This is a genomic window from Dechloromonas denitrificans (genome assembly GCF_020510685.1).
Taxonomy (GTDB): Bacteria; Pseudomonadota; Gammaproteobacteria; order Burkholderiales; family Rhodocyclaceae; genus Azonexus; species Azonexus denitrificans_A.
Map to the genome: position 1 here is coordinate 1,969,358 of NZ_CP075185.1, position 21,246 is coordinate 1,990,603.

12 protein-coding genes are annotated in these 21,246 nt (G+C 61.4%); 11 read left to right on the forward strand and 1 reads right to left on the reverse strand.

The genetic code is table 11. The features are described 5' to 3' along the window. Positions 1–10: 10 nt before the first annotated feature. The 10 genes from KI611_RS09505 to epsL all read left to right on the forward strand — a co-directional run bounded on the left by KI611_RS09505 (position 11) and on the right by epsL (position 20,022). Positions 11–11,680 (forward strand): filamentous hemagglutinin N-terminal domain-containing protein, encoded by an 11,670-nt coding sequence (locus KI611_RS09505; RefSeq protein ID WP_226419576.1) that lies wholly within the window; start codon positions 11–13, stop codon positions 11,678–11,680. Positions 11,681–11,731: 51 nt separating this feature from the next. Further along, entirely contained in the window at positions 11,732–13,471 is a 1,740-nt protein-coding gene (locus KI611_RS09510) for a DUF2341 domain-containing protein (RefSeq protein WP_226419577.1), read from the forward strand. Between the two features lie 15 nt (positions 13,472–13,486). Next, positions 13,487–13,891 (forward strand): ExbD/TolR family protein, encoded by a 405-nt coding sequence (locus KI611_RS09515; RefSeq protein WP_226419578.1) that lies wholly within the window; start codon positions 13,487–13,489, stop codon positions 13,889–13,891. A gap of 4 nt (positions 13,892–13,895) precedes the next feature. Continuing rightward, entirely contained in the window at positions 13,896–14,300 is a 405-nt protein-coding gene (locus KI611_RS09520) for an ExbD/TolR family protein (RefSeq protein WP_226419579.1), read from the forward strand. Between the two features lie 5 nt (positions 14,301–14,305). Next, positions 14,306–14,965 carry an energy transducer TonB gene (locus KI611_RS09525; RefSeq protein ID WP_226419580.1) on the forward strand — a complete coding sequence of 220 codons (660 nt, stop codon included), beginning with the start codon at positions 14,306–14,308 and terminating at the stop codon, positions 14,963–14,965. A 60-nt stretch (positions 14,966–15,025) separates the two neighbouring features. Beyond that, entirely contained in the window at positions 15,026–16,678 is a 1,653-nt protein-coding gene (locus KI611_RS09530) for a putative porin (RefSeq protein WP_226419581.1), read from the forward strand. Continuing rightward, positions 16,665–17,270 (forward strand): hypothetical protein, encoded by a 606-nt coding sequence (locus tag KI611_RS09535; protein WP_226419582.1) that lies wholly within the window; start codon positions 16,665–16,667, stop codon positions 17,268–17,270. The genes KI611_RS09530 and KI611_RS09535 overlap by 14 nt, the downstream gene beginning before the upstream one ends. Further along, complete coding sequence (locus KI611_RS09540) at positions 17,267–17,965, forward strand: CAAX prenyl protease-related protein (RefSeq protein ID WP_226419583.1); 699 nt, start codon at positions 17,267–17,269, stop codon at positions 17,963–17,965. Before KI611_RS09535 ends, KI611_RS09540 begins: the two co-directional genes overlap by 4 nt. Before the next feature lie 89 nt (positions 17,966–18,054). Next, the gene (gene phoB, locus KI611_RS09545) at positions 18,055–18,753 is read left to right on the forward strand and encodes a phosphate regulon transcriptional regulator PhoB (protein ID WP_226419584.1); all 699 of its coding nucleotides are present in this window, start codon (positions 18,055–18,057) and stop codon (positions 18,751–18,753) included. A gap of 63 nt (positions 18,754–18,816) precedes the next feature. Next, entirely contained in the window at positions 18,817–20,022 is a 1,206-nt protein-coding gene (gene epsL / locus KI611_RS09550) for an XrtB/PEP-CTERM-associated polysaccharide biosynthesis outer membrane protein EpsL (protein WP_226419585.1), read from the forward strand. 5 nt (positions 20,023–20,027) lie between these two features. Here epsL and KI611_RS09555 read toward each other — a convergent pair whose 3' ends face one another. Continuing rightward, positions 20,028–20,636 (reverse strand): lytic transglycosylase domain-containing protein, encoded by a 609-nt coding sequence (locus KI611_RS09555; protein WP_226419586.1) that lies wholly within the window; start codon positions 20,634–20,636, stop codon positions 20,028–20,030. Between the two features lie 167 nt (positions 20,637–20,803). Here KI611_RS09555 and gspG point away from each other — a divergent pair, with 167 nt between their 5' ends. Beyond that, the gene (gene gspG, locus KI611_RS09560) at positions 20,804–21,232 is read left to right on the forward strand and encodes a type II secretion system major pseudopilin GspG (protein WP_226419894.1); all 429 of its coding nucleotides are present in this window, start codon (positions 20,804–20,806) and stop codon (positions 21,230–21,232) included. The last annotated feature ends 14 nt before the right edge of the window (positions 21,233–21,246 follow it).

Here is a 21,246-nt window from a genome sequence, read left to right on the forward strand (position 1 = left end):
GGAGCTTGCCATGAACCGTGGAGTCTATCGGCTGATTTTCAATCACGAGCGCAACGCCTTCGTTGCGGTCGCCGAACATGTACGCGGACGAGGCAAGAAGACGACGCGGCGCCGCGCCGCCGCCGTTCTGCTCGGGCTGGCGGCTGTTGCGGCCGGTAGTGGCGGCCAGGCAATCGCCGCGCCGCCGCCCGGCAATGCACTGCCGGTGCCGGCGAGCGGCAGCATGCCCTTTGTCTACCGTGGCACGGTGACCGGCGGCCAGCCGATCACGGTCGGCAATGCGATGACGATCAACACCGATAGCCGGATGCTCGGCCTCAACTGGCAGAGCTTCAACATCGGCAGTAGTGCCTCGGTCACCTTCAACCAGCCCGATGCCACGTCGCGGGTGCTGAACCGGATCTGGAGCAACGATCCGAGCCAGATCATGGGCAAGCTGAGTGCCAACGGCCAGATTTACCTGATCAATCAGAACGGCATCCTGTTCGGCAATGGCGCGCAGGTGAATGTCGGCGGCCTAGTGGCTTCGTCACTGAATTTGTCGGAGAGCATGGCCAGCCAGTTGTTGAACAACGGCTTGCCGAGCGCCAAGGGCGACAAGCTTGAATTTGCTTTCGATGGTTCGGCGGCCGGGTTCAATGCCGGTTTTGTCACCGTTGAGGCCGGGGCGGCCATCCGCACGCCGTCCGGTGGCCGGGTCGTGCTGATTGCCCCGAAGACGGTCGAGAACATGGGGTTGATCGAAGGTGGCGGTGGCGCCGAGGCCATTCTGGCGGCCGGCGGCAAGGTCATCCTGACGGCGCCGGACGATCCTTCCTTGCGCGGTCTGCTGGTCGAAACGAAGTCCTTCACCGGCCGGGACTCACTTGGCAACAGCGTGACGCTGGATGGCACGGTCACCAACAAGAGCGACGGCGTCGCCGGCAGCGACAATGGCCGTATCGACATGGGTAATGGCGGCGTGGTCAGCCTTGCCGCCCTGGCCGTGAACCAGAAGGGCATCGTCAACGCGACCAAGGCGGTCAATCTGAACGGCACGACGATGCTGGTCTCGGGCAGCATCGAAACCGACCGGCTGACGGTCAATCAGCGCGGCGACAAGGCCGAGATCGACTGGGTCAGCGGCTTCAATGTCGGTGCCGGCAAGACGGTCGAGTTCGTCCAGTCGTCGACCGGGGCTGTGGCCTACAACTACGTCTACGATCCGGACCGCAAGGCCGTTGATGGCAGCGTTTTGAACGTAGCCGGAAAATCCAGTATTGACGGCATTCTAAAGGCCAGCGGTCAGTTTTTCCTGATCAATGAAAAGGGAATTTCGTTTGGCGCCAAGGCCGACGTCAAGGCGGCCAATTTCGTTGCGTCAGCCCTTGGGGTTAGCCCGACGCTGGTGAGTGACGGGATTTTTGCCCAGGATGGGGTCAGTGGCCGCGCTTTCTACCTTTCAAAAAAACAACTGACCGCGGCTAGCGATGCCGCGTTTGCCAGTGTAAGCGCCAGCGCGCGCGCTGCCTTTGCCGATGCTGCTGTTGTCGTGGCCAAGGGGGCGAAGATCGCAACCACTGCCGATAATGGATTTGTGATGCTGATCGGCGGTACGGTCGAGCAGAACGGAGAGATCAGAACACCCAAGGGGCAGACCCTGCTTGCCGCTGGTGCCGATGTGTACCTCCGGCCGCCTTTCGCGGCGGGCTTGCGCGGTTTCATGGCCGAGGTCAATCCGCTCTATGCAGTCAAGATTTACGATGGAAACAAGTGGGGCGTCATCGACCACGGTATGGTGACCAACACGGGGAATATTGCTGCCGCACTCGGCAATATTTCGCTGGTCGGTTTCAATATCAATCAGCTGGGCGACTTGTGGACGAGCACCTCGGCCACGGCCAATGGCTCGATCCGTCTTCTGGCACGAGATCAACTGGCCGACAAGGGGCTGGCCGCCGAAGGCAGCGAACCGCCGGTCATTTCCGGTCAGCGCAACATCAACTCCGAGGGGGTGGCGGCCTACGTCGCGAATGAGACCTATAAAGCCGATGACAAGGCCAACCAGCCTTTGTTCGCGGTTGGTCGTGCCGGTGGTACCGTGATTCTTGGCGAAGGAAGCACGACAACTGTTGCAATCGATGGCAGTAGCGGCAAGACCATCGCACCCGATCAGTCTTTTATCTCGTCTCTGATCGATATGATCGCCAAGAAGATAGAAATTGAGGGGGCTGACAACGGCAAGGCCGGCGCCCAGTTGACGGCGCACGGCGGTCGGATCCAGGCGCTGACCAGCGAAACGTTCGACCTAACGCGGGCGTTCATGGGGGACCCGATCAGCCTCACGCAGGGGGCAAATCCACCGGCAGGTGTCGGAGTTTTTGTCGGTGACGGTGCCAAGCTCGATGTCTCAGGTGTCACCGCCAGAAAGTCGGTGTCCGACCTGTTCATCGAGGTTGAACTGCGCGGCGACAATTTTGCCGGCAACCCCGTTCAACGCAACGGTGCGCTGCGTGGCGAAAGTGCGTGGGTCGATATTCGCGACAAGATCGCGATTGCCGACCTCACGGGCTATACCGGCAAGGTGGGCCAGACAGTTGAGGAAAAGGCGGCTGGCGGCGGCACCGTCTCGCTACGCAGTACGGGCAGCGTTGTCGTCAAGCAACAGGCAGAAATCGATGTTTCGGGTGGCCGTGTCGACTATGCCGAGGGATATGTCTCCGAGACCAGCGCCATTACGATCGGCGGCCAGCATTTCCGCCTCAATGACGCGCCCGTCTCGTCCAAGTATGTCGGTCTGTCCACAGTGACCCGCAAGGTGGCGGCCTATAGCGAAGGCAAGAGCGCCGGTACGGTCGAGTTGACCGGCCACAGTCTGGCTGTGGATGGCAATCTGAAAGCGACAACAACACCCGGGGCCAAGCAGCGTAATGTTGGCGCCTCGTCCGACCGCCACGCCATTCCACTAGGCGGCCAACTCATCATCAAGGATGCCGGCCAGCACTACGCGGTGGCGGATCGTGACACAGCCAGCGAGGCCGAAAAGATGGCCGCCTACACCCAGGCGCAAATTGCCTTTGTCCGTGGGGCGGCACACGCGGCAGATGGTCTCGATGCCGACAGTACGGCCGGGCCGCTTCTGGAGCTTTCGAGCCGGCTTGTCGATTCGGGCTTCTCGCGGTTTGACATCAAGAGCGATGGGCGTATCGATGTGGCTGCCGATGTGGCGCTGAATCTTGCGTCCGGTGGTGAATTCAAGCTCAGTGGCCGGCAGGTCCATATTGCTGGCGATATCACGACGCCTGGCGGCAGCATTACGCTCAGTACCAGCGACATGAGTCAGTCGGCTGGGCCATTTCCGACTATTTCAGATGCCAAGTATTCGACCCTGGTTGTCGAAAATGGCGCCACCCTGTCAACAGCTGGGCGATGGGTCAATGATGCCAAGGATGGCGCTGCATCGACGGCTGTGAAGGCCATCCAGGGCGGCAAGATAACCCTGGACTCGGCTTACGACATCGATTTGCGCGCCGGGAGCACGCTCGATGTTTCAGGAGGTGCCTTCGTCGACGACAAAGCCAAGCTTGAAGCGGGCAACGCGGGCAGCATTTCGCTGACAACAGGCGGCATGCTCAAGGGTGGTGCCTTCAATTTCACCAATGATCTTGATCGCCGGGATGCCAGTCTTTTCCTGGATGGCACGCTGGCAGGCTATGCGCTGGGTAGTGGCGGCAAGCTGGAAATCAATACCTCGGCCGTGCAACTTGGAAGCAGTTTCACTGATAGCCGACAATGGTCGCGCGCCGATCGCTTGGCATCTGGACAGGTGGGTGTCGCTCTCGATGGCGGATTTTTCAACCGCGGCGGGTTCTATGAGTTCAAGCTGGTCGGACGCGATGGCGTCAATGTCGTGGCTGACGCGCATATCGCGCCGTCGCCGGTCAGCTGGTCGCTGGCCAAGGTTGCCGGGTATCGTAACCAGGCAACCGGCAGCGCCATCAGCAGCTTTGCGCAGCCGGTGGTTCTCCACCCGGATCTGCGTAGCGCCCCGACCCGACTGAGCCTGGCAACGCGCAGCCTGAATTACGGTGACCTCGTCATCGGTAAGGGGGCTTATCTCGGGGTGTCGCCGCAAGGCAGCATCAAGCTTGAGTCGTGGGCTCAACTCACCATGCTCGGCACGCTGGAAGCACCAGCCGGCACCGTCACCCTGAGTCGACCGGCCAATCGTGCCGAGGAACTCTACAATTCGGACAGCATTGCCTTCTCCGAGGGGAAGCAGTCCGAGTCGATCTTCCTCGGTGCCGATAGTCGCATTCTGGCCGGCGGGACGACGAAGCTCGATGCCACGGCACGTGTTGCACTTGATGCGGGCATATCGGCGGATGCGCTGCGAGCGCTGTATCGCTACAAGGGCGAGGTGTTGGCCGGTGGTTCGGTTGATGTCGATGCCGGTCTTGGCTATCTAGTTATGGCGAAGGGATCCCTGATCGATGTTTCCGGGGCACAGGATCGGCTCAATACCCCCATCGCCAGTGGCGCCAATAGCGTCAGTTACCCGGTGCAAGCACAGGGCAGCGCTGGCGGCCGTATCGGGCTGGCGGCGCGCGAAGGGATGTTTCTCGATGGTGGTTATGCGGCCGCCGGCAAGAACGGCGCACTGGGCGGCATCTTCTCGCTGCGCTTTTACGAACTGGCTTCCTCCGCTACCTGGGATAGCGTCGGACTTCCTGATTCGATGAACGGCCCGCGGCAGTTGACGCTATTCCAATCCAGATCCAGTAGCACCCCCCCTTTGCAATGGACACCCGACGACCATCCGCTGGAATGGAAGCTCTCTGCGGCCGATACCGCAGCCTATCTGGCCGGTAAAAAAACGCTGGCCTCAGGTGATTACGACGGCAAGGCAAGGCTTGATATTGCGCCGTTGGTGTCGGCCGGCTTCGGTTCCTGGTACCTAAGTACGCCCGGTGAGATGGGTTTCGACGGCACGCTTAGTGCCACCGTAAACAATCAACTTCGCCTTGATGCGCCGAAATTTTCGGCTGCTGGCGATAGCACGAGCGTGGACTTCACTGCCGCAGCTCTTCAACTTGGCAGTTACGCGCCGACTGCGGCTCCGGCCTCCTCGGCCATTGTTGGTAGTACTGCCTCGGCGGTTTTTTCGGCCCGCGATATCGGCATCAGCGGCAATTTCAGCTGGAACGGCTTTGCGACCAGTGATTTCAACAGCAGTGGGGAGATTCACTTCGACAGTACGGCCAATTCCGCCCCCAATCGGCTTGGGGGGCGGAATTTCAGCGGCCAGATGACGGCAAGTGGCAAAGTCAAATTTGCTGCCGCCCGCCTGTCGCCCTCTACTTATAGCGATTACCGGGTTGACCTGAGTTCGGATGCCAGCGGCAGTATCACCATTACCCGGCCAACTGACGCGGTGGCGGGCGAGTCGCTGTCGGTCGGTGGCCGCCTCGAATTTGCAGCAAAGAAAATTCTTCATAGCGGTACGGTCACCGCGCCGCTTGGGGAAATCGTTTTCAGCGCCTCGGGCGGCAAAGTGACCCTCGATGAAAACAGTGTTACTTCGGTCGCTGCCGACCGAACCCTGATATTGGGTCAGACGGACCAGTCGGGGCGCTACTGGCGGTTCGAGTCAACCTACTGGGACCCGAAGACCCGTGCCCTGACCTCGGCTACCTACGATGTGGTCAAGGCTCCGGAAAAGGCGATCCGCATCGATGCAGCCGATAGCGAAGTGAAGACCGGTGCGAAACTCGATCTTTCCGCCGGAGGCGAAGCTATCGCTGCCGAGTTCACGCCCGGGCCTGGCGGCAAGACCGACATTCTGGCGACTTTGGTGCGAAACGAAGCCGAAATGGCTGCCGCCAACAATGGCGCGGCTACGGTGTTTGCCGTATTGCCCGGATGGAATGGGCAGTTTGCTCCACAAGATAGCCAGGCGGGCTATTACAACGTTTCCAATCCGGTAGCAGTCAAGGACAGCGAAGGTAATGTTTCCTACCGCTACGACTCGGTGCCAACCCTCAAAGCCGGCGATCAGGTCCAACTGGCCGCCAATGGCAGTGGCCTCGCCGCTGGTTCATACACCTTGCTGCCGGCGCGTTATGCGCTGTTGCCCGGCGCCTGGCTGGTGACCGTCAAAACAGCTACCAATAGCGTCGTTGCCGGTGCCCAGGCCCAGGCAGACGGATCATGGCTGGTTAGCGGTAGCCGTCTGGCGGCCAATGCCGATGGCAGTGCCACTGCCTATTCGCAGAAAACCCAGGCATTTGAAGTGGCCAACCCGACGGTGGTTGATGCCCGGGCACGCTATCAGGTAACCAGTGCCAGCGATTTCTTCTACGATACGGCGGGCGCCAAACTGCCGGGGGATGTTGGCCTCCTTTCGGTGGTCGGGCGCGACAAGCTGATATTCGATCCGACCATTGCGGCCTTGCGTCAGGCGGAAGTTTCCGCTGCCGATGGACGCAAACGAGCCGGTGAAGGTTTGCAACTCGATATTGCTGCGAAAAAGTTGATGGTCTCCGATGGTGCGGTTGCACCGGATGCCGAATGGTCGGTGCTGGAGCAGGCCAAACTGATAGCACTTGGCGCCTCCAGTCTGCTTTTGGGAGGGGTACGCTCGACTGATGGCGAAGCGACAAAAATAGAGACCATCGCCAGCCTGCTGCGAGTGGAGAACAAGGGGGAGGCAGAGGAGGACCAGAGCAAAGCGCTGACCGGCCCGGAACTGATGCTGACGGCGAAGGATGAATTAAAGGTCGTAGCCGGTAGCCGAATCGAGTCGATGGGCGATGCTCCCAGGCGTCAAGTGGTCCTTGACGGCGATGGTGCGTTCTTGCGCGTGGCCGAAGGCGATCAGGCGGGCATCAGCCGAACCGGCGATGTAAAGTTGAAGAACGGCAGCCTCGTGGTTGATGACGGAGCCACGGTGGCCGGGAAGTCGGTCATTCTAGACGCGACGAAAAATGATGGCACCCGAAATACCATCATCGATGGCTCGGTCTTGGTCGGTGTCGTTCAGGCTGACGGCACGCGCAGCGGTGGCGCCCTGAGCATAGGCGCTGGACGCATCAATGTGATCGGCGACAGCGGCGCGCCAAGCAACGGACTTGTTCTGGATAAGAACACTCTGGCAGCTTTCGCCAAGACCGACCAGTTGCGGCTGACCAGTTACACCACCCTCGATCTATATGGCGATGCATCGCTTGGAACATCAGATCTCAACGAACTGATCATCGGCGCAGCCGGTATTGCCGGTCACGGGAGTGGGGAAGCGCAGATTACGGCGAAGAGTGTCGTTTTCGACAACCCGAACCCGGATAGTGCCAAATTTGACAACAGCGGACTGGGTGCTGTCACCCTGAACGTTACAGCTGAGAATGGCATCAGTTTTGCGAGCAACGTCAAAGATCAGGCGAAGCGGGACGCCAAGGCGACTGGCTTCGCCTTCCGCGGATTCGAGAAAGTCAACTTGACGACCGCGGGAGACGTCCGCTTTTCGGGGCTGGGCGTAACGGCGGTCAACAACGCCACCGACAACGGACTTACTGGCGGTGACAAGGTGATTTATGGGGGCAATGGCAAGACGGCGGCACTAACGGTCAACGCCGGCCGTGTCGTTACTGTCGGTACCGCTGACCACCTGCTGGTTGCCAGTGACAAGACCGAAATCAAGGGGGGGGTAGAAGGGGGGGGGACGACCGGTCTCGGTGGCTCGCTTGAAATACAAGGCAAGTCCGTCGATGTTTCGGGACGCATCGAAACTCCGTCCGGAAAACTTACGCTTGCTGCCACCGGCGAAGATGGGGGCGACAACGTGACCATCACAGAAACGGCCGTGATTGCTGCCAAAGGCAGCAAGGTAGCATTTGCCGATACCTTTGCTTACGCCCCGGGCGGCGAGATAAAACTGACCGCCAGGAAGGGGGACATTACCGTCACCACGGTAGTCACCGAGGGGGGCACCGAAAAAGTCACCAAGAGGGCTCTGATCTCGGTTTCTGCTGATGCCGACGGAGGTGATGCGGGGACATTGGCATTGATTGCCACGGAGGGCAAAGTTTCCGTTGGAGACGGAACCTTGCGCGGCACCGCCAAGGCTGACCCAAGCCTGAGCCAGGGAACTCTCAAGGTCGATGCGGCGACGGTTTCGCTCGATGAGTTGGCTGGGGCTGTTAGCGAGACGTTGTCCAAAACGACGACGCGCACCAATCTTGGAGGACAGTGGGACATCCGTTCAAGAACGGGAAGTCTGAGTCTGTCCAAAACCATCTCGGCCAGCCAGGTGGCCATTGCCGCCGACAAGGGTGGGGTGCAAATTGACAAGACCGGCAAGATCGATGCCTCGGGAGCCAAGGGCGGCAACATCGAGCTATATGCTGGCGGCGGTAACGTCAATCTCGAGGGTAATTTGATTGCCAAGGCAACCGAGCGGATCACCGTTGCTTCCAACGCCGGTACCCGTGGTCAAGGGGGTACCGTCATCTTGGCGGCTGACGGTACTGGAAGTGTGATTACCGCGACAGGTAGCACTATTGATGTTGGCGCGGCACCTGATAGCGTGGCAACAGGTGGCAAGGTAACCTTCCGGGCTGGGAAAACGAATGCGACGGTCATCAAGGCGGCTGCCGATGTGAACATTAAGCTTGGCGGAGAGATTACCGGGGCCAGCGATGTTGGTGCCGAGATCGTCAGCGCTTATACCGCGAATTCACTGACGGCCGCGAGTCTGGCATCAATCAAGGGTGACCTGACCACGCTCTATTCAGAAACTCATCTGGACAAAAACGGCGAGTCAGTAACTAATGTGGACGAAATCCGCAAGCTGCTCGGCTTCGCGAATAACCCCATCTATCATGTTCGGCCAGGGGTTGAGATCAAGAGCAGTTCGACGGCGGACTTCAATATTGGCACAAGCACGGCGGACTTGGACTTTGGCAGTCTGCGCTTTCCGGATTACGCGGGCGTACTGAACGAGGCCGGCGTGCTGACGGTGCGGGCGCAGGGTAATCTGAATATCAACGGTACTCTGAGCGACGGTTTTGTCACCAATTCTGGCGCTAGCCCAGTTTATTCCGCGGTTTCAAGAGATGCCAAACTGAGTACCAGTGGCAACGCTTGGTCCTATCGACTGGTCGCCGGTGCCGACACCGCCGCCGCTGCTACCCTGACAACCCAGGCGGCGGGTTCTTTGGGGACTCTGCAGGTGGCAACCAACAAACTGGTGCGCACCGGAAACGGCAGTATTGCCATGGCCGCCAGCAAGGATATCAAGCTGCTTGATCGAGCAGCTGTATATACCGCAGGTGTTGCCGATACGACTCAACCGACCGGGTTCTCGCCAGCTGGCACGGGAACTACCGCGACCAGTATTTATTCAGTATTCCCGTCGGGCGGCGGTGACATCAGCCTGACGGCTGGTGAGCGTATCGTGATGGTCAAGTCAGGGGAAACAGCTCCAGACAAACGCCACATCAACCAATGGCTGTTCCGTGCCGGAGGCGAGACGCGCGACCTGCAGTGGTGGCCGCGCATCTCTGCTTTTCAGCAAGGGGTGGCAGCTTTCGGTGGCGGCGATATCGCTCTGACGGCCGGTACCGACATCAAGAACTTTGTCGTGGCGATTCCAACCAACGGGCGCGTACCGACCATCAATGGTCAGCGCCAGCCTGATCTGGTCGAGGTTCAAGGTGGTGGCGATCTGACCGTGCGGGCTGGTGGGGCTGTGATTGGCGGCTTGTACTATGCCGAAACCGGTAAGTTGCTGATCGATGCGTCGGAAATAAAGGCCGATGTCGGCATTGCTTTGGGCAATACAACGGCACGAATTGTTGCCGATGGCGATGTGGCACTTGGTAATGTTTTCAATCCGCTATGGACTCTTGCCGAGAAAACTGCCAACAACACGTATAGCGGTAGTGGTTCGGTATCCCTTGCCAGTATCAGTGATTACGACTATCGGGTCCGCATTGGTACCTATAGCGACGCGACGGCAGTGGATCTCGTATCGGTCAGTGGCAATGTGGACCTCAACAGCAGCGCTCTATTTTATGGGGTGGATGACCCCCAGGCACACCGTCTGGCACCAGCGAAAATGAAGGTAGCGGCGTTAAACGGCAATATTTCCGGCAGCCTGTATCAGGCACCGGGCAATAGCGGCCAACTTGACCTGTTGGCTGATGGTGCCATTAAGCTTGGTGCAGAGTCGGTCAAGCAGCTTGATGTGCCGGCCAGCGCTTTGCCCAGTGTTCGCAACCCGCTTGGGGACCGAAATTTTGAACTGCTAGGCTTGCTTACCGCAGCGCCGGCCAGCAAGCATGCAGCGACATCCTGGCACTTGGAAGACAGCGAACCGAGTCGTTTGGTCGCCCGTAGGGGCGACATCACCGGCGTTGGCGGGAGGGATAACTATGCGGAGTTTTCCGAAGCAGTAGATATTGAGGCTGGTGGCGACATCAAGAATCTCAATCTGACGGTTCAGCACCTGACCACAGACAGCGTCAGCAAGATCGTGGCTGAGGGGGATATTACCTACACCATCAACGGCGGTGCGTTGCCCAGCCAGGGCATCAAGGTTAATGGACCTGGACGGGTAGAAGTGATAGCCGGTGGTAGCGTCGACCTTGCCGACAGCAAAGGGATTGTCACCAAGGGGAATCTTGAAAACCCCTATCTACCGGTGGGCGGTGCTGACATCATGGTCCTGGCAGGCACGACCTCGCCGGATTACGCGGGATTCGTGAAGTACATGCGGGATAACGGCCTGCCTGTAGGCAATGACCTCTCGCCAAATGCGTTGCGTGACCGTTTTTATGCCTTGTTGCTCGATTTCGGCAGAGAAGCCCAGAGCGGCGGAGGTGATGCCAGCTACGAGAAGGGACGGGCCGTAATTCAGGCGCTGTTCCCTGCTTCCAGCGTCAGCAAGGGCAATATCGATCTGTTCTATAGCGCGGTCAAGACCGAACAGGATGGCGGCATCGACTTGCTGGCACCTGGCGGCAGCGTGACGGTCGGTATCGCCAATCCATCCAAGACCATACCGGAGAAAAAGGCAGCCGATCAGGGGTTGTTTACCTTCCAGGGTGGGGCTATCCGGGCATTTGTGCTGGACAACTTCCTGGTCAACCAGTCCCGGGTATTTACGCTGGATGGCGGCAACATTCTGGTCTGGGCTGACCACGGCATGATTGATGCCGGCAATGGCGCCAAGACGGTCAGTGCGACGCCGCCGCCGGTATTGGTGGTACGTGACGGACAGATATTCCTGGATGCTTCCAACTCGATTTCCGGTTCCGGCATCGGCGCACTCGCTTCGCGCGACGACACGCCGGCCAGCGACATGGATCTTTTCGCCCCGAATGGCGCGATCGATGCCGGCGATGCCGGTCTGCGCAGTACCGGCCGGATCACGCTCGGCGCACCGACCATCCTCAATGCCAGCAACATCCAGGCGGCCGGTGGCGTCAGCGGGGCGCCGGCTGCGGCGACCACTGCGACGCCGGTGGCGGCGATTACTTCGCCGACCAGCGCCGAAGACCGGATGCTGGAGGAGTCGCCGACGGCGGCCGGCAATCGCAATACGGCGCAGGGAATGCTCACGGTCGAGGTGCTGGGCGGCGAGGAATGTTCGGAAGCCGCCCGCAGCAAGGGTAGCGACGACAAATCCTGTAACCCCGGGTAACAAAGCCGCAATGACAGATTTCTACACTCCAATAACCCAACACAGATCGACATGATGAGAAACATTGCAAACTGGATGGTCGTTTCGGCAAGTCTGCTTGCCCTGACTGCGCACGCGGCCGACGGCTTCAACCCGGATGACTGGCAGTACAAGCAGAAGACGGTGATCAACACCACCGCCGATGGGGTGGAGCTGAAGCAGGGCGCCGCCCAGTTGCCGCTGGCGCTACGCCTGCATACCGGCAACTTCGCTTTTGCCGAGGCCAAGCCGGACGGTAGCGATCTGCGGGTGACGGCCGGTGACGGCAAGACGCCATTGCACTTCCATATTGAAAAATACGATGCGACCAACGAGCTGGCGGTGATCTGGGTGCAACAGCCCAAGCTGACGCCGTCCTCGGCCAAGGCCGATGCGCTGACGCTCTATTGGGGCAACGAAAAGGCCGCTGCCGCCAGCGATGCGCCGGGCAGCTACGATGCCGCGCAGAGTCTGGTGCTGCATTTTTCCGACAACGGCCCGGTGCGCGATGCGACGGGCAATGGCAACCACCCGCGTGATTTCACGGCCAAGGCCGTGGCCGGTCCGCTCGGCGATGCGCTCAGTCTGGACGGCAGCGGCGGGCTGATCGTTCCGGCTTCGCCATCGCTGAAACTGGTGACTCCCAATGGTCTGACCTTTACTGCCTGGATCAAGCCGGCCGCCGATCTTTCCGGCACTTTGTTCGAGCAGGGCGAAGCGGGCAAGAGTCTGGCGCTGGCCATCAAGGGCGGCAAGCTGGTGGCCCTGGTCAACGGCAAGGAATTCGCCGCGAAAGCCACCGTACTGGCCGATGCCTGGCAACACGTGGCGATGACCCTGATCGGCGGCCGGCTGACCTTCTACATCGAAGGCGCTGAGGCCGGCACAGCCGACGTTGTCGTTGCCGACAGCGGCGGCGATATCCGGATCGGCAGCGGTTTTCGCGGCGAGCTGGATGAGGTCACGCTGGCTGCCACCTCGCGTTCGGCCGATTACATCAAGGCCCTGCATGGCAGCCAGCAATCGGATAGTCCGATGCTCGGTGCCGAGGAAGAGGCGGCGGGCGAAAGCGCTTCCTACATCGGCATCCTGCTCGGCGCCCTGACGCTGGACGGCTGGATCGTCATCGGCATTCTGGCTGTGATGGCGGTGGTCAGCGTCGCGGTGATGATCGGCAAGACGCTGTTTCTCGGCCGGGCCGACAAGGCCAACAACGCTTTCCTCAGCAATTTCCGCGACAACCCGCGCAAGCTGCTGCGGCCGGATTCGATGGAGACCAAGGCGATCTCCGAAGACGATGCGATGGTCCATTCGACGATCTATCGCCTGTACAAGATCGGCATCCAGGAAATGCGCCACCGCTTTGAAACCCAGGCCCAGAGCGGCACGGAAATCAGCCTGTCGGGCGCCGCGCTCAATTCCATCCGGGCGGCGATGGATGCCGCGATGGTGCGCGAGAACCAGCGCCTGAACAGCCAGATCGTGCTGCTGACCATCGCCATTTCCGGCGGCCCCTTCCTCGGCCTGCTCGGCACCGTGGTCGGCGTGATGATTACCTTCGCGGCGATTGCCGCAGCCGGCGACGTCAATGTGAACTCCATCGCGCCGGGTATCGCCGCCGCGCTGGTGGCGACGGTGGCCGGTCTGGCCGTGGCGATTCCGGCGCTGTTCGGCTACAACTGGCTGGCGATCAAGATCAAGAACGTCTCGGCCGACACCCAGGTGTTCGCCGACGAGTTCCTGACCAAGTCGGCCGAGCTTTACTCCGTCTAAGCGCAGGCGAGTCGCATGCACGTTCAGGAAGACAACCAGCCCTATGACGAGATCAACGTCACACCGATGCTCGACCTCGCCTATGTGCTGCTGGTCATCTTCATCATCATGACGACTGCCTCGGTGCAGGGCGTCAAGGTCGATCTGCCCAAGTCGGTGGCCAGTTCCAGCCTGGCCAAGCCGGGCACCAAGGCGGTGACGGTGGCGCAGAACGGCGACGTCTTTCTCGATGCCTACCCGGTCACCATGGAGCAGCTTGATGTGCGCCTGGCGCAATATCTGGCGGCCAACCCGGCGCTGTCCATCGTCATCAAGGGCGATGGTCGGGCGCAGTACGCCAAGGTGATGGAAGTGATGGAGTTGCTCAAGCGCAACGGCATCACCGACCTCGGCCTGGCGACGACGCGGGCGACGAGGTAAGGCGATGCACGTCCAGAGCGAAACCAAACCCTACGACAGCATCAACGTGACGCCGATGCTTGACCTCGCCTATGTGCTGCTGGTCATCTTTATTCTGATGACGACGGCCTCGGTATCGGGCATGTCGATCAACCTGCCCAAGCCGTCGAACAAGCCGAGTACCGAAAAGCACGAGATCAAGGTCATCCAGATCCGGCCCGACGGCTCGCTGCATCTGAATGGTGCCGGCGTCACCGTGCGCGAGCTGGAAGTCCAGCTCAAGGCCACGATGGCGCGCGATCCGAAGGCGTCCGTCGTGCTCAAGGGCGACCCGGCGGTGAACTACGCCCGCGTCGTCGAAGTGCTCGACCTGACCGGCGCCATGGGCATCGGCTCGGTCGGCCTTGTCACCGCCAGAATCGGCAACTGAAGATCATGGCCAACCCGAAATCAAGGCCGCGTCGCTGGCTGACCCTCCTTGTCCTTGGACTGCTCGGCCTCGCCCTGATTGGCCTGGCCGTCTGGGGCGTCATGAGCCTGATGGGCGGCAAATCCGGCAAGGCGCGCAAGCCGCCAGTCGTCACCTTGCTGCCGGACAAGCCGCCGCCACCGCCGCCGCCACCCAAGGAAGAAAAGAAACCGGAACCGCCGAAGGACGACAAGAAGGAAGTCAAGGTCGAGCAGCCGAAGGAACAGGCGCCGCCGGCCCAGAACGAACCGCTCAAGATGGAAGGGGCGGCCGGTGACGGTCCGAGCGCCTTCGGCGCCGGTTCGGTCGGCCGCGATTACGTCGGCGGCAATATCGGTGGCGGGGCGCAGCAGGGCATCTATGCCGGCCGTCTGCAACGCCATTTGCAGGAACAACTGAACCGCAACCGCAAGCTGAAGGAATCCGACTATCGCGTCACGCTGCGCGTCTGGCTGCGCCGCGACGGTTCGGTCGAGAAAGCCGATCTCGCGCAGAGCACGGGTAGTGCCGCGCTCGATGAACTGCTCAAGGAAACCTTGCTGCAAGTCGGGGCGATGCGCGATGCGCCGCCGGAAAACATGCCGCAACCGATCCGTATCCGCGTCACCGCCCGCGGCTCTCCGTAGGTCGGGCTGCCGCCCGACCCAACGTAAATAATTGTTATGAAGCAATCCAGTGAGAAATCGATGAAATTCAATCTAAAGCCTTTGCACAAGGCCATGGCCGGCGTTCTGGTAAGCATGCTGGTGGCCGGCACACCGGCCCAGGCCGATGACCGCGAATCGCTCGAAGCGCTGCGCGAAACGACCTTGAACCTGATCGATGCGCTGGTTGAGCAGGGCATCTTCAGCCGCGAAAAAGCCGACGCCGTGATCAAGGCCGCCCAGGCCAAGGCGGCGCGGTCGGCGGCGAAACAGGCGCCGAAGGCCGGCGCCCCGGTGCGCGTTCAGTACGTGCCGGAAACGGTGAAGAACGAAATCCGTGAGCAACTGAAGCAGGAAGTGCTGGCCCAGGCCAAGAACGAGCGCTGGGCCGAACCCAATGCCGTGCCGTCCTGGCTTGATCGGATCAAGTTGGAAGGAGACATGCGGGTGCGCTATCAGACGGAAGCGTTCGATAAGAGCAATACCGAGCCGCTCGACTACATCGTCGCCGCCATTGGCAGCAACCCGACCGGTAAGGAAGTGACGCGCTCTGCGGGCTTTCTGACTGCCAGCAACACGGCGCCGACCGGCAACACCCGAGATGATCGCGAGCGCTTCCGCGTCCGGGCCCGCCTCGGCGTGCTGGCCAGGGTTTCCGACGACTGGAGTGCCGGCGTTCGGCTGGCCACCGGCAACACGACGGATCGCGTGTCGACCAATCAGACGATGGGCCAGGATTTCAACAAGTACCAGTTGCTGGTCGATCGCGCTTATATCAAGTACGAACCCGCCGAGTGGCTGTCGATTTCCGGCGGTCGCATCGCCAATCCGTGGTTCTCGACCGATCTGGTCTGGGATGAGGACATCAATTTCGAGGGCTTTGCCGCGACCTTCAAGCCGAGTTTCGCCGATGGCGATTTCCGCCCCTTCGTGACCGTCGGGGTTTTTCCCCTGCGCGAAGAAGGTCCCCCAACCCGAAACAACCGCTGGGTCAATGGCGCCCAGGTTGGCGCCAAGTGGCAGTTCATGCCCAATTCCCGCCTGACCGTCGGGGCTGCCCTGTATGACTACGACAACCTGGAAGGGCGGGTCGAGGATGACAACAAGTTCCTGCTCGGAAACGCGGCTTATGGCCAGTACGAATACGGTTCCGGCTTGCGTCAGAAGGGCAATACTCTGTTTCGTACCAATGCCATTTCCGATAACACCTCGGCCTCGGTCTGGGGCCTCGCTTCCAAGTTCCGCCCGGTCAACCTGACGGCTTCGCTCGATCTGGCCCATTTCGACCCGGTGCATGTCGTGCTGACCACCGACTACGTCAAGAACATCGCCTTCGATCGTGGCGAAATCGAGCGTCGTACTCAGATCCGTCTGGCCGATGGCAAAAACTACGGCTACATGTACAAGCTCACCGTTGGCATGCCGAAGCTGGAGAAGCGGCACGACTGGCAGGCATCCTTCGCCTATCGTTATCTCGGCTCCGATGCAACGGTCGATGCCTTCACCGACTCCGATTTCGGGCTGGGCGGCACCAACCTGAAGGGCTACCAGCTCGGCATGACCTACGGGGTCGATCAGAATGCCTGGCTCAGCCTGCGCTGGATGTCGGCCGAGTCGATCGAATCCTTCTCGCTCAATCCTTCCCATCGCTTTGCGGTGGATCTCCTGCAGGCTGACGTCAATGTGCGTTTCTAAATCACCGTTGCTTTCCGTGCTGCTCGCCGCGACCGTTCTGGCGGCAGTCATGCTGACCGCGCCGGCCTTTGCTGCCGAGAAAAACGTGGACCGGAGCAAGGAGCAGGTGCGCCGCTTGCAGCAGGCGCAGCGCCAGCTGGAGCAGGAAAAGGCGAAACTGGGCGAAGAGAAGGCGGCGGTCGAAGCTGAGCTCGGCGAAGCCCGGAAAAAGGCCGAGGCTGAGACGCGACGTGCGGCCGGTCTGGCAAAAGAGCTGAGTGCATTACGCACGGCACGCGACGCCGTGGCCGGCAAACTCGCCGAAAGCGAGGCCGAGTTGCGCCGGACCCAGGAGCAGCAACGCCTCGCCGAAGCCGAAGGCAAGCGCCTGCAGGCGGCGTTGGCTAGCGAAAAGCAGCAACTTGCCGTGGCCATCGAACGCAACCGGGAAATGCACAAGGTGAGTGGCGAGGTGCTCAGTCTTTACGAGAAGAAATCCTGCTTCGATAGCGCCTTCCAGCGTGAACCCTTGACCGGCCTGAAACGGGTCGAGATCGAGAATGCCGTCGAGGATCTGCGCGACAAGCTGGATAGCCAGCGCGCCGGTTTGTGACCGCCCGGGGCGTCCGGCCTGGCGGTCTTTTCTCGTCGGCCCTGCTGATCCGGCTCATCCCTTTTGCCGTCTTCATCGGCCTGCTGGCGCTCGAGCCCTGGCTGGCCCGGCAGTTGGTCAATGTCTTCGATACCCGCTGGCTCTATGGTTGGCGGTCGATTGTCGTGGCCGGCTGGCTGGCGCTGTTCTGGCGGCGTTATGGCGAACTCGGGGCCGGTTTTCCGGGGATTGGCGAATGCCTGCAGGCGTTGGGGGTCGGGCTGGCCGTGCTGGTCGCCTGGCTGATGCTCGATGCCGGCATTTTCGTGATCGGCCAATCCGGGTCCGGCTTCGATCCCCGTCAGCCGGACGGCAGGCTCGACTGGCCGCTGGCCGTGATGCGGCTGGCCGGTTCGGCGCTGGTCGTGCCGGTGATGGAGGAGCTGTTCTGGCGCTCGCTGGTGATGCGCTGGCTGGTCGCTACCGACTTCGCCGCGGTGGCCCCGGCCAGGGTGGGAATTTCCGCCTTGCTCATCTCCAGCGTGGTCTTCGGCTTCGAGCATAGCCAGTGGGCGGCCGGTATCGTGGCCGGCCTGGCCTATGGCTGGCTGTACCGGCGCAGCGGCAATCTGTGGCCGGCGATTCTCGCCCATGTCGTGACCAACGCCGGGCTTGGCCTGTGGGTATTGGCGACCGGCGCCTGGTATTTCTGGTAGCGGAATGCCGTCGGCAATCTGAGCATCATATTCCCGTAATCTGCAGCGAATATCCTGAGAAGTCGTAAAAGTTCGTAAATGGGCAAGTGATGTCAGCGAGAATTCTGGTAGTTGAAGACCAACCGGCGATCAATGAATTGATTGTCGTAAACCTCGTGCACGCCGGGTTCAAGGTGATGGCGACGGAGGATGCCGAAACTGCCTGGCAGATGCTGATCGCCTCCCCGCCCGAGGTCATGCTGGTGGACTGGATGTTGCCCGGCATGTCGGGCTATCAGTTGATCCGCCATATCCGGGCGGACAGTCGCTACCGGGATATCTCGGTGATCATGCTGACGGCGCGTTCCGACGAGGTGGACAAAATTTCGGCGCTCGAGGCCGGCGCCGACGACTACGTCACCAAGCCGTTTTCGCCGCGCGAGCTGGTCGCCCGGGTCAAGGCCGTACTGCGCCGGCGCGATCCGCAGATGGCCGAAGGGGCGGTGGCCCTCGGCGGTCTCAGCCTGCAGCCGCATACCAGGCAGGCGCTGGCCGGCAACGATCCGATCTGCCTTGGCCCGACCGAATTCCGCCTGCTGCACTTCTTGATGACCCATGCCGAGCGGGTGCACAGCCGCAGCCAGTTGCTCGACTCGGTCTGGGGCGGCCGCTCGCATATCGAGGAACGGACGGTCGATGTGCACATCCGGCGCCTGCGCAGCATTCTCGAAAACTACGCGCTGGACGGCATGGTGCAAACGGTACGCGGCATGGGATATCGCTTTTCCATCGTTTCGGAAAAGGCTTGACGCTCCCGCCGCTGCCTGCCGCGCCGGCGCTCTGCCGGCCGGTTTCTGACTGGATTTTTTCTCGTGCCGATTCTTGATCGTCTGTTCGTTGCCAGCACGCTGGCCGTTTCACTCGTCTCGCCGGTCTTCGCCGATCCCGACGATACCTTCAATATCTACGTCGCCGCTGGCGCGCAGCAGGACAGCAACCTGTTTCGCCAGGCCGCCAATGAGCAGAGCGATACGGTGCAGACCACCTCGCTGACCCTGGCGCTGAGCAAACCTTTCGCCCAGCAGCGCTTTTCGTTCGATGCGAGCTTGATCGACTACCGTTACCGCAAGAACGACTACCTCGACTATCAGGCGAAGAACTATAACGGCGCCTGGAACTGGGCGCTGTCGCATCGCCTGACCGGTGTTCTGTCGGCCAGCCGGACCGAGGCCCAGAACAGTTTTGTCGATTACACCGAAAGCACCCCGGAGCGGCGCAAGAACGTCCGGCAGACCGACGTCAATCATCTCGGTGCCGAATGGCAGGTGCGCGGCGGCTGGCGCTTGCTCGGCGGCCTGACCAATACCGAGCAGAGCAACAGCCAGACGTTCAGCCAGCAAAGCGGTTTCGTGCTGAATACCTGGGAGGCGGGAGCCAAATACCTCTGGCCGGCCGGCAGCTACCTGCAACTGCTGCGTCGCGAAGGCGACGGCGAATACATCGATCAGCAACTGGTCAGCTTCGCCATGCTGCGGGCGCCGTTCAACCCGCAACACGACACCGACTTCCGGCAGATCGAGACCGAGGCGCGGCTGTTCGTGCCGTTTACCGGAAAATCCACGCTCTCCGCCAAGCTCGCCAAGCAGGCGCGCGAGCACCAGCACTTCAGCCAGCGCGACTACGATGTTTACGTCGGGCGGCTCGACTATAGCTGGCAACCGACCGGCAAACTTGCGCTGAACAGCTCGCTGCGCCGCGAAGTGGCGGCCTATCAGGATTACGCCAGCAGCTATTACCTGGGTGACGGGGTGAACCTGCAGCCGACCTGGCAGATCAGCGCCCGGACGGTGATGCGCCTGAACTACGACTGGCAGCGCCGGCGCTTCGACGGCGAGTTGATCGCCGGTCTGGCCGAGCGGCGCGACACGCTGCAGTCGATCCGCCTCGGGATCGACTGGCTGCCGGCCCGCTGGGCCACGGTGACGACCAGCATTCAGCGCGACAGCCGGAAATCGAGCCGGGACAATTTCGATTTCAGTACCAACATCCTCAGCGTCAATGCCCGCCTGAACTTCTGATTAATTCAGCGCCCGCCCAGCCGCTGGTAATGGGCTACGACCAGCGGCACGTAGCGCCGCGTCTCTGCGTAGGGCGGCAGGCGCCGGCCGTAGCGAATGACCGCGCCTTCGCCGGCGTTGTAGGCGGCCAGCGCCAATTCCAGATTGTTGTCGAAGAGGGCCAGCAGGTCGCGCAGATAGCGGGCGCCGGCGCGGATATTTTCGCCGGGGTCGAGCAGGTTGACCGTGCCGTAGCGGCTGGCCGTCGCCGGCAGTAATTGCATCAGCCCGGTCGCCCCCTTGGGCGACACGGCACCCCGGTTGTAGCCCGATTCGACGGTGATCACCGCGTGCAGCAGCGCGGCGTCGACGCCGGTGTCGCTGCTGGCGCGCAGCACGGCATCGTGAAACGGCCGCTCGCCGAAGGGCAGGGCGAGCACGCCGCGTGGCGCGCGCAAGGCGGCACGGGCCGGCTCGAAGCGGTCGGCCAGGATCAGCCGGTAACGCCGGTCGTCGGGGATGTTGCTGAGGTGCTCGACGCCGTCTTCATCGACGAAGCTGAAAATGCCGCCGGCCGCCAGGGCCGGGGCCGAAACAACGATGGCGAGACAGAACAGGGCGGGGCGCAGGGGCATCGGCGCAGCCTACCCGTCGCGTGTTACAGCAGATTGACCATGGCATGACCCGGCGCCAAACAATCTCTCGTTCGTCATTCTCCTGTAACGCGCGATACCTAGCATGGCCGGTACTTTCAACGACTATTGGCGATCTCGTGCTGCGCTACCTGTTCTCCCGCCTCACCATGCGTCTTTCCCCGGCTGCCGGCTTGCGCCAGCGTGGGTTCACGCTGCTCGAACTGCTCGTCGTGATGGTCATCATCGGCCTGCTCGCCGGCTATGTCGGGCCGAAATACTTCTCGCAGATCGGCAAGTCCGAGGTCAAGGCGGCGCGGGCGCAGATCGACGCGCTGGAAAAGGCGCTCGACCAGTATCGCCTCGACGTCGGCCACTATCCGACCACCGAACAGGCACTGGCCGGGCTGATGAAGCGTCCGGCCGGCGAGAACCGCTGGCAGGGGCCGTACCTGAAAAAAGATGTGCCGGCTGACCCGTGGGGCAATGCCTACCAGTACCGCCAGCCGGGCGAACATGGCGAACTCGACCTGTTCTCCTACGGCAAGGATGGCAAGCCCGGTGGTGAGGGCGAGGCTGCCGACATCACCAACTGGTGAGTTGCGCCGCAATG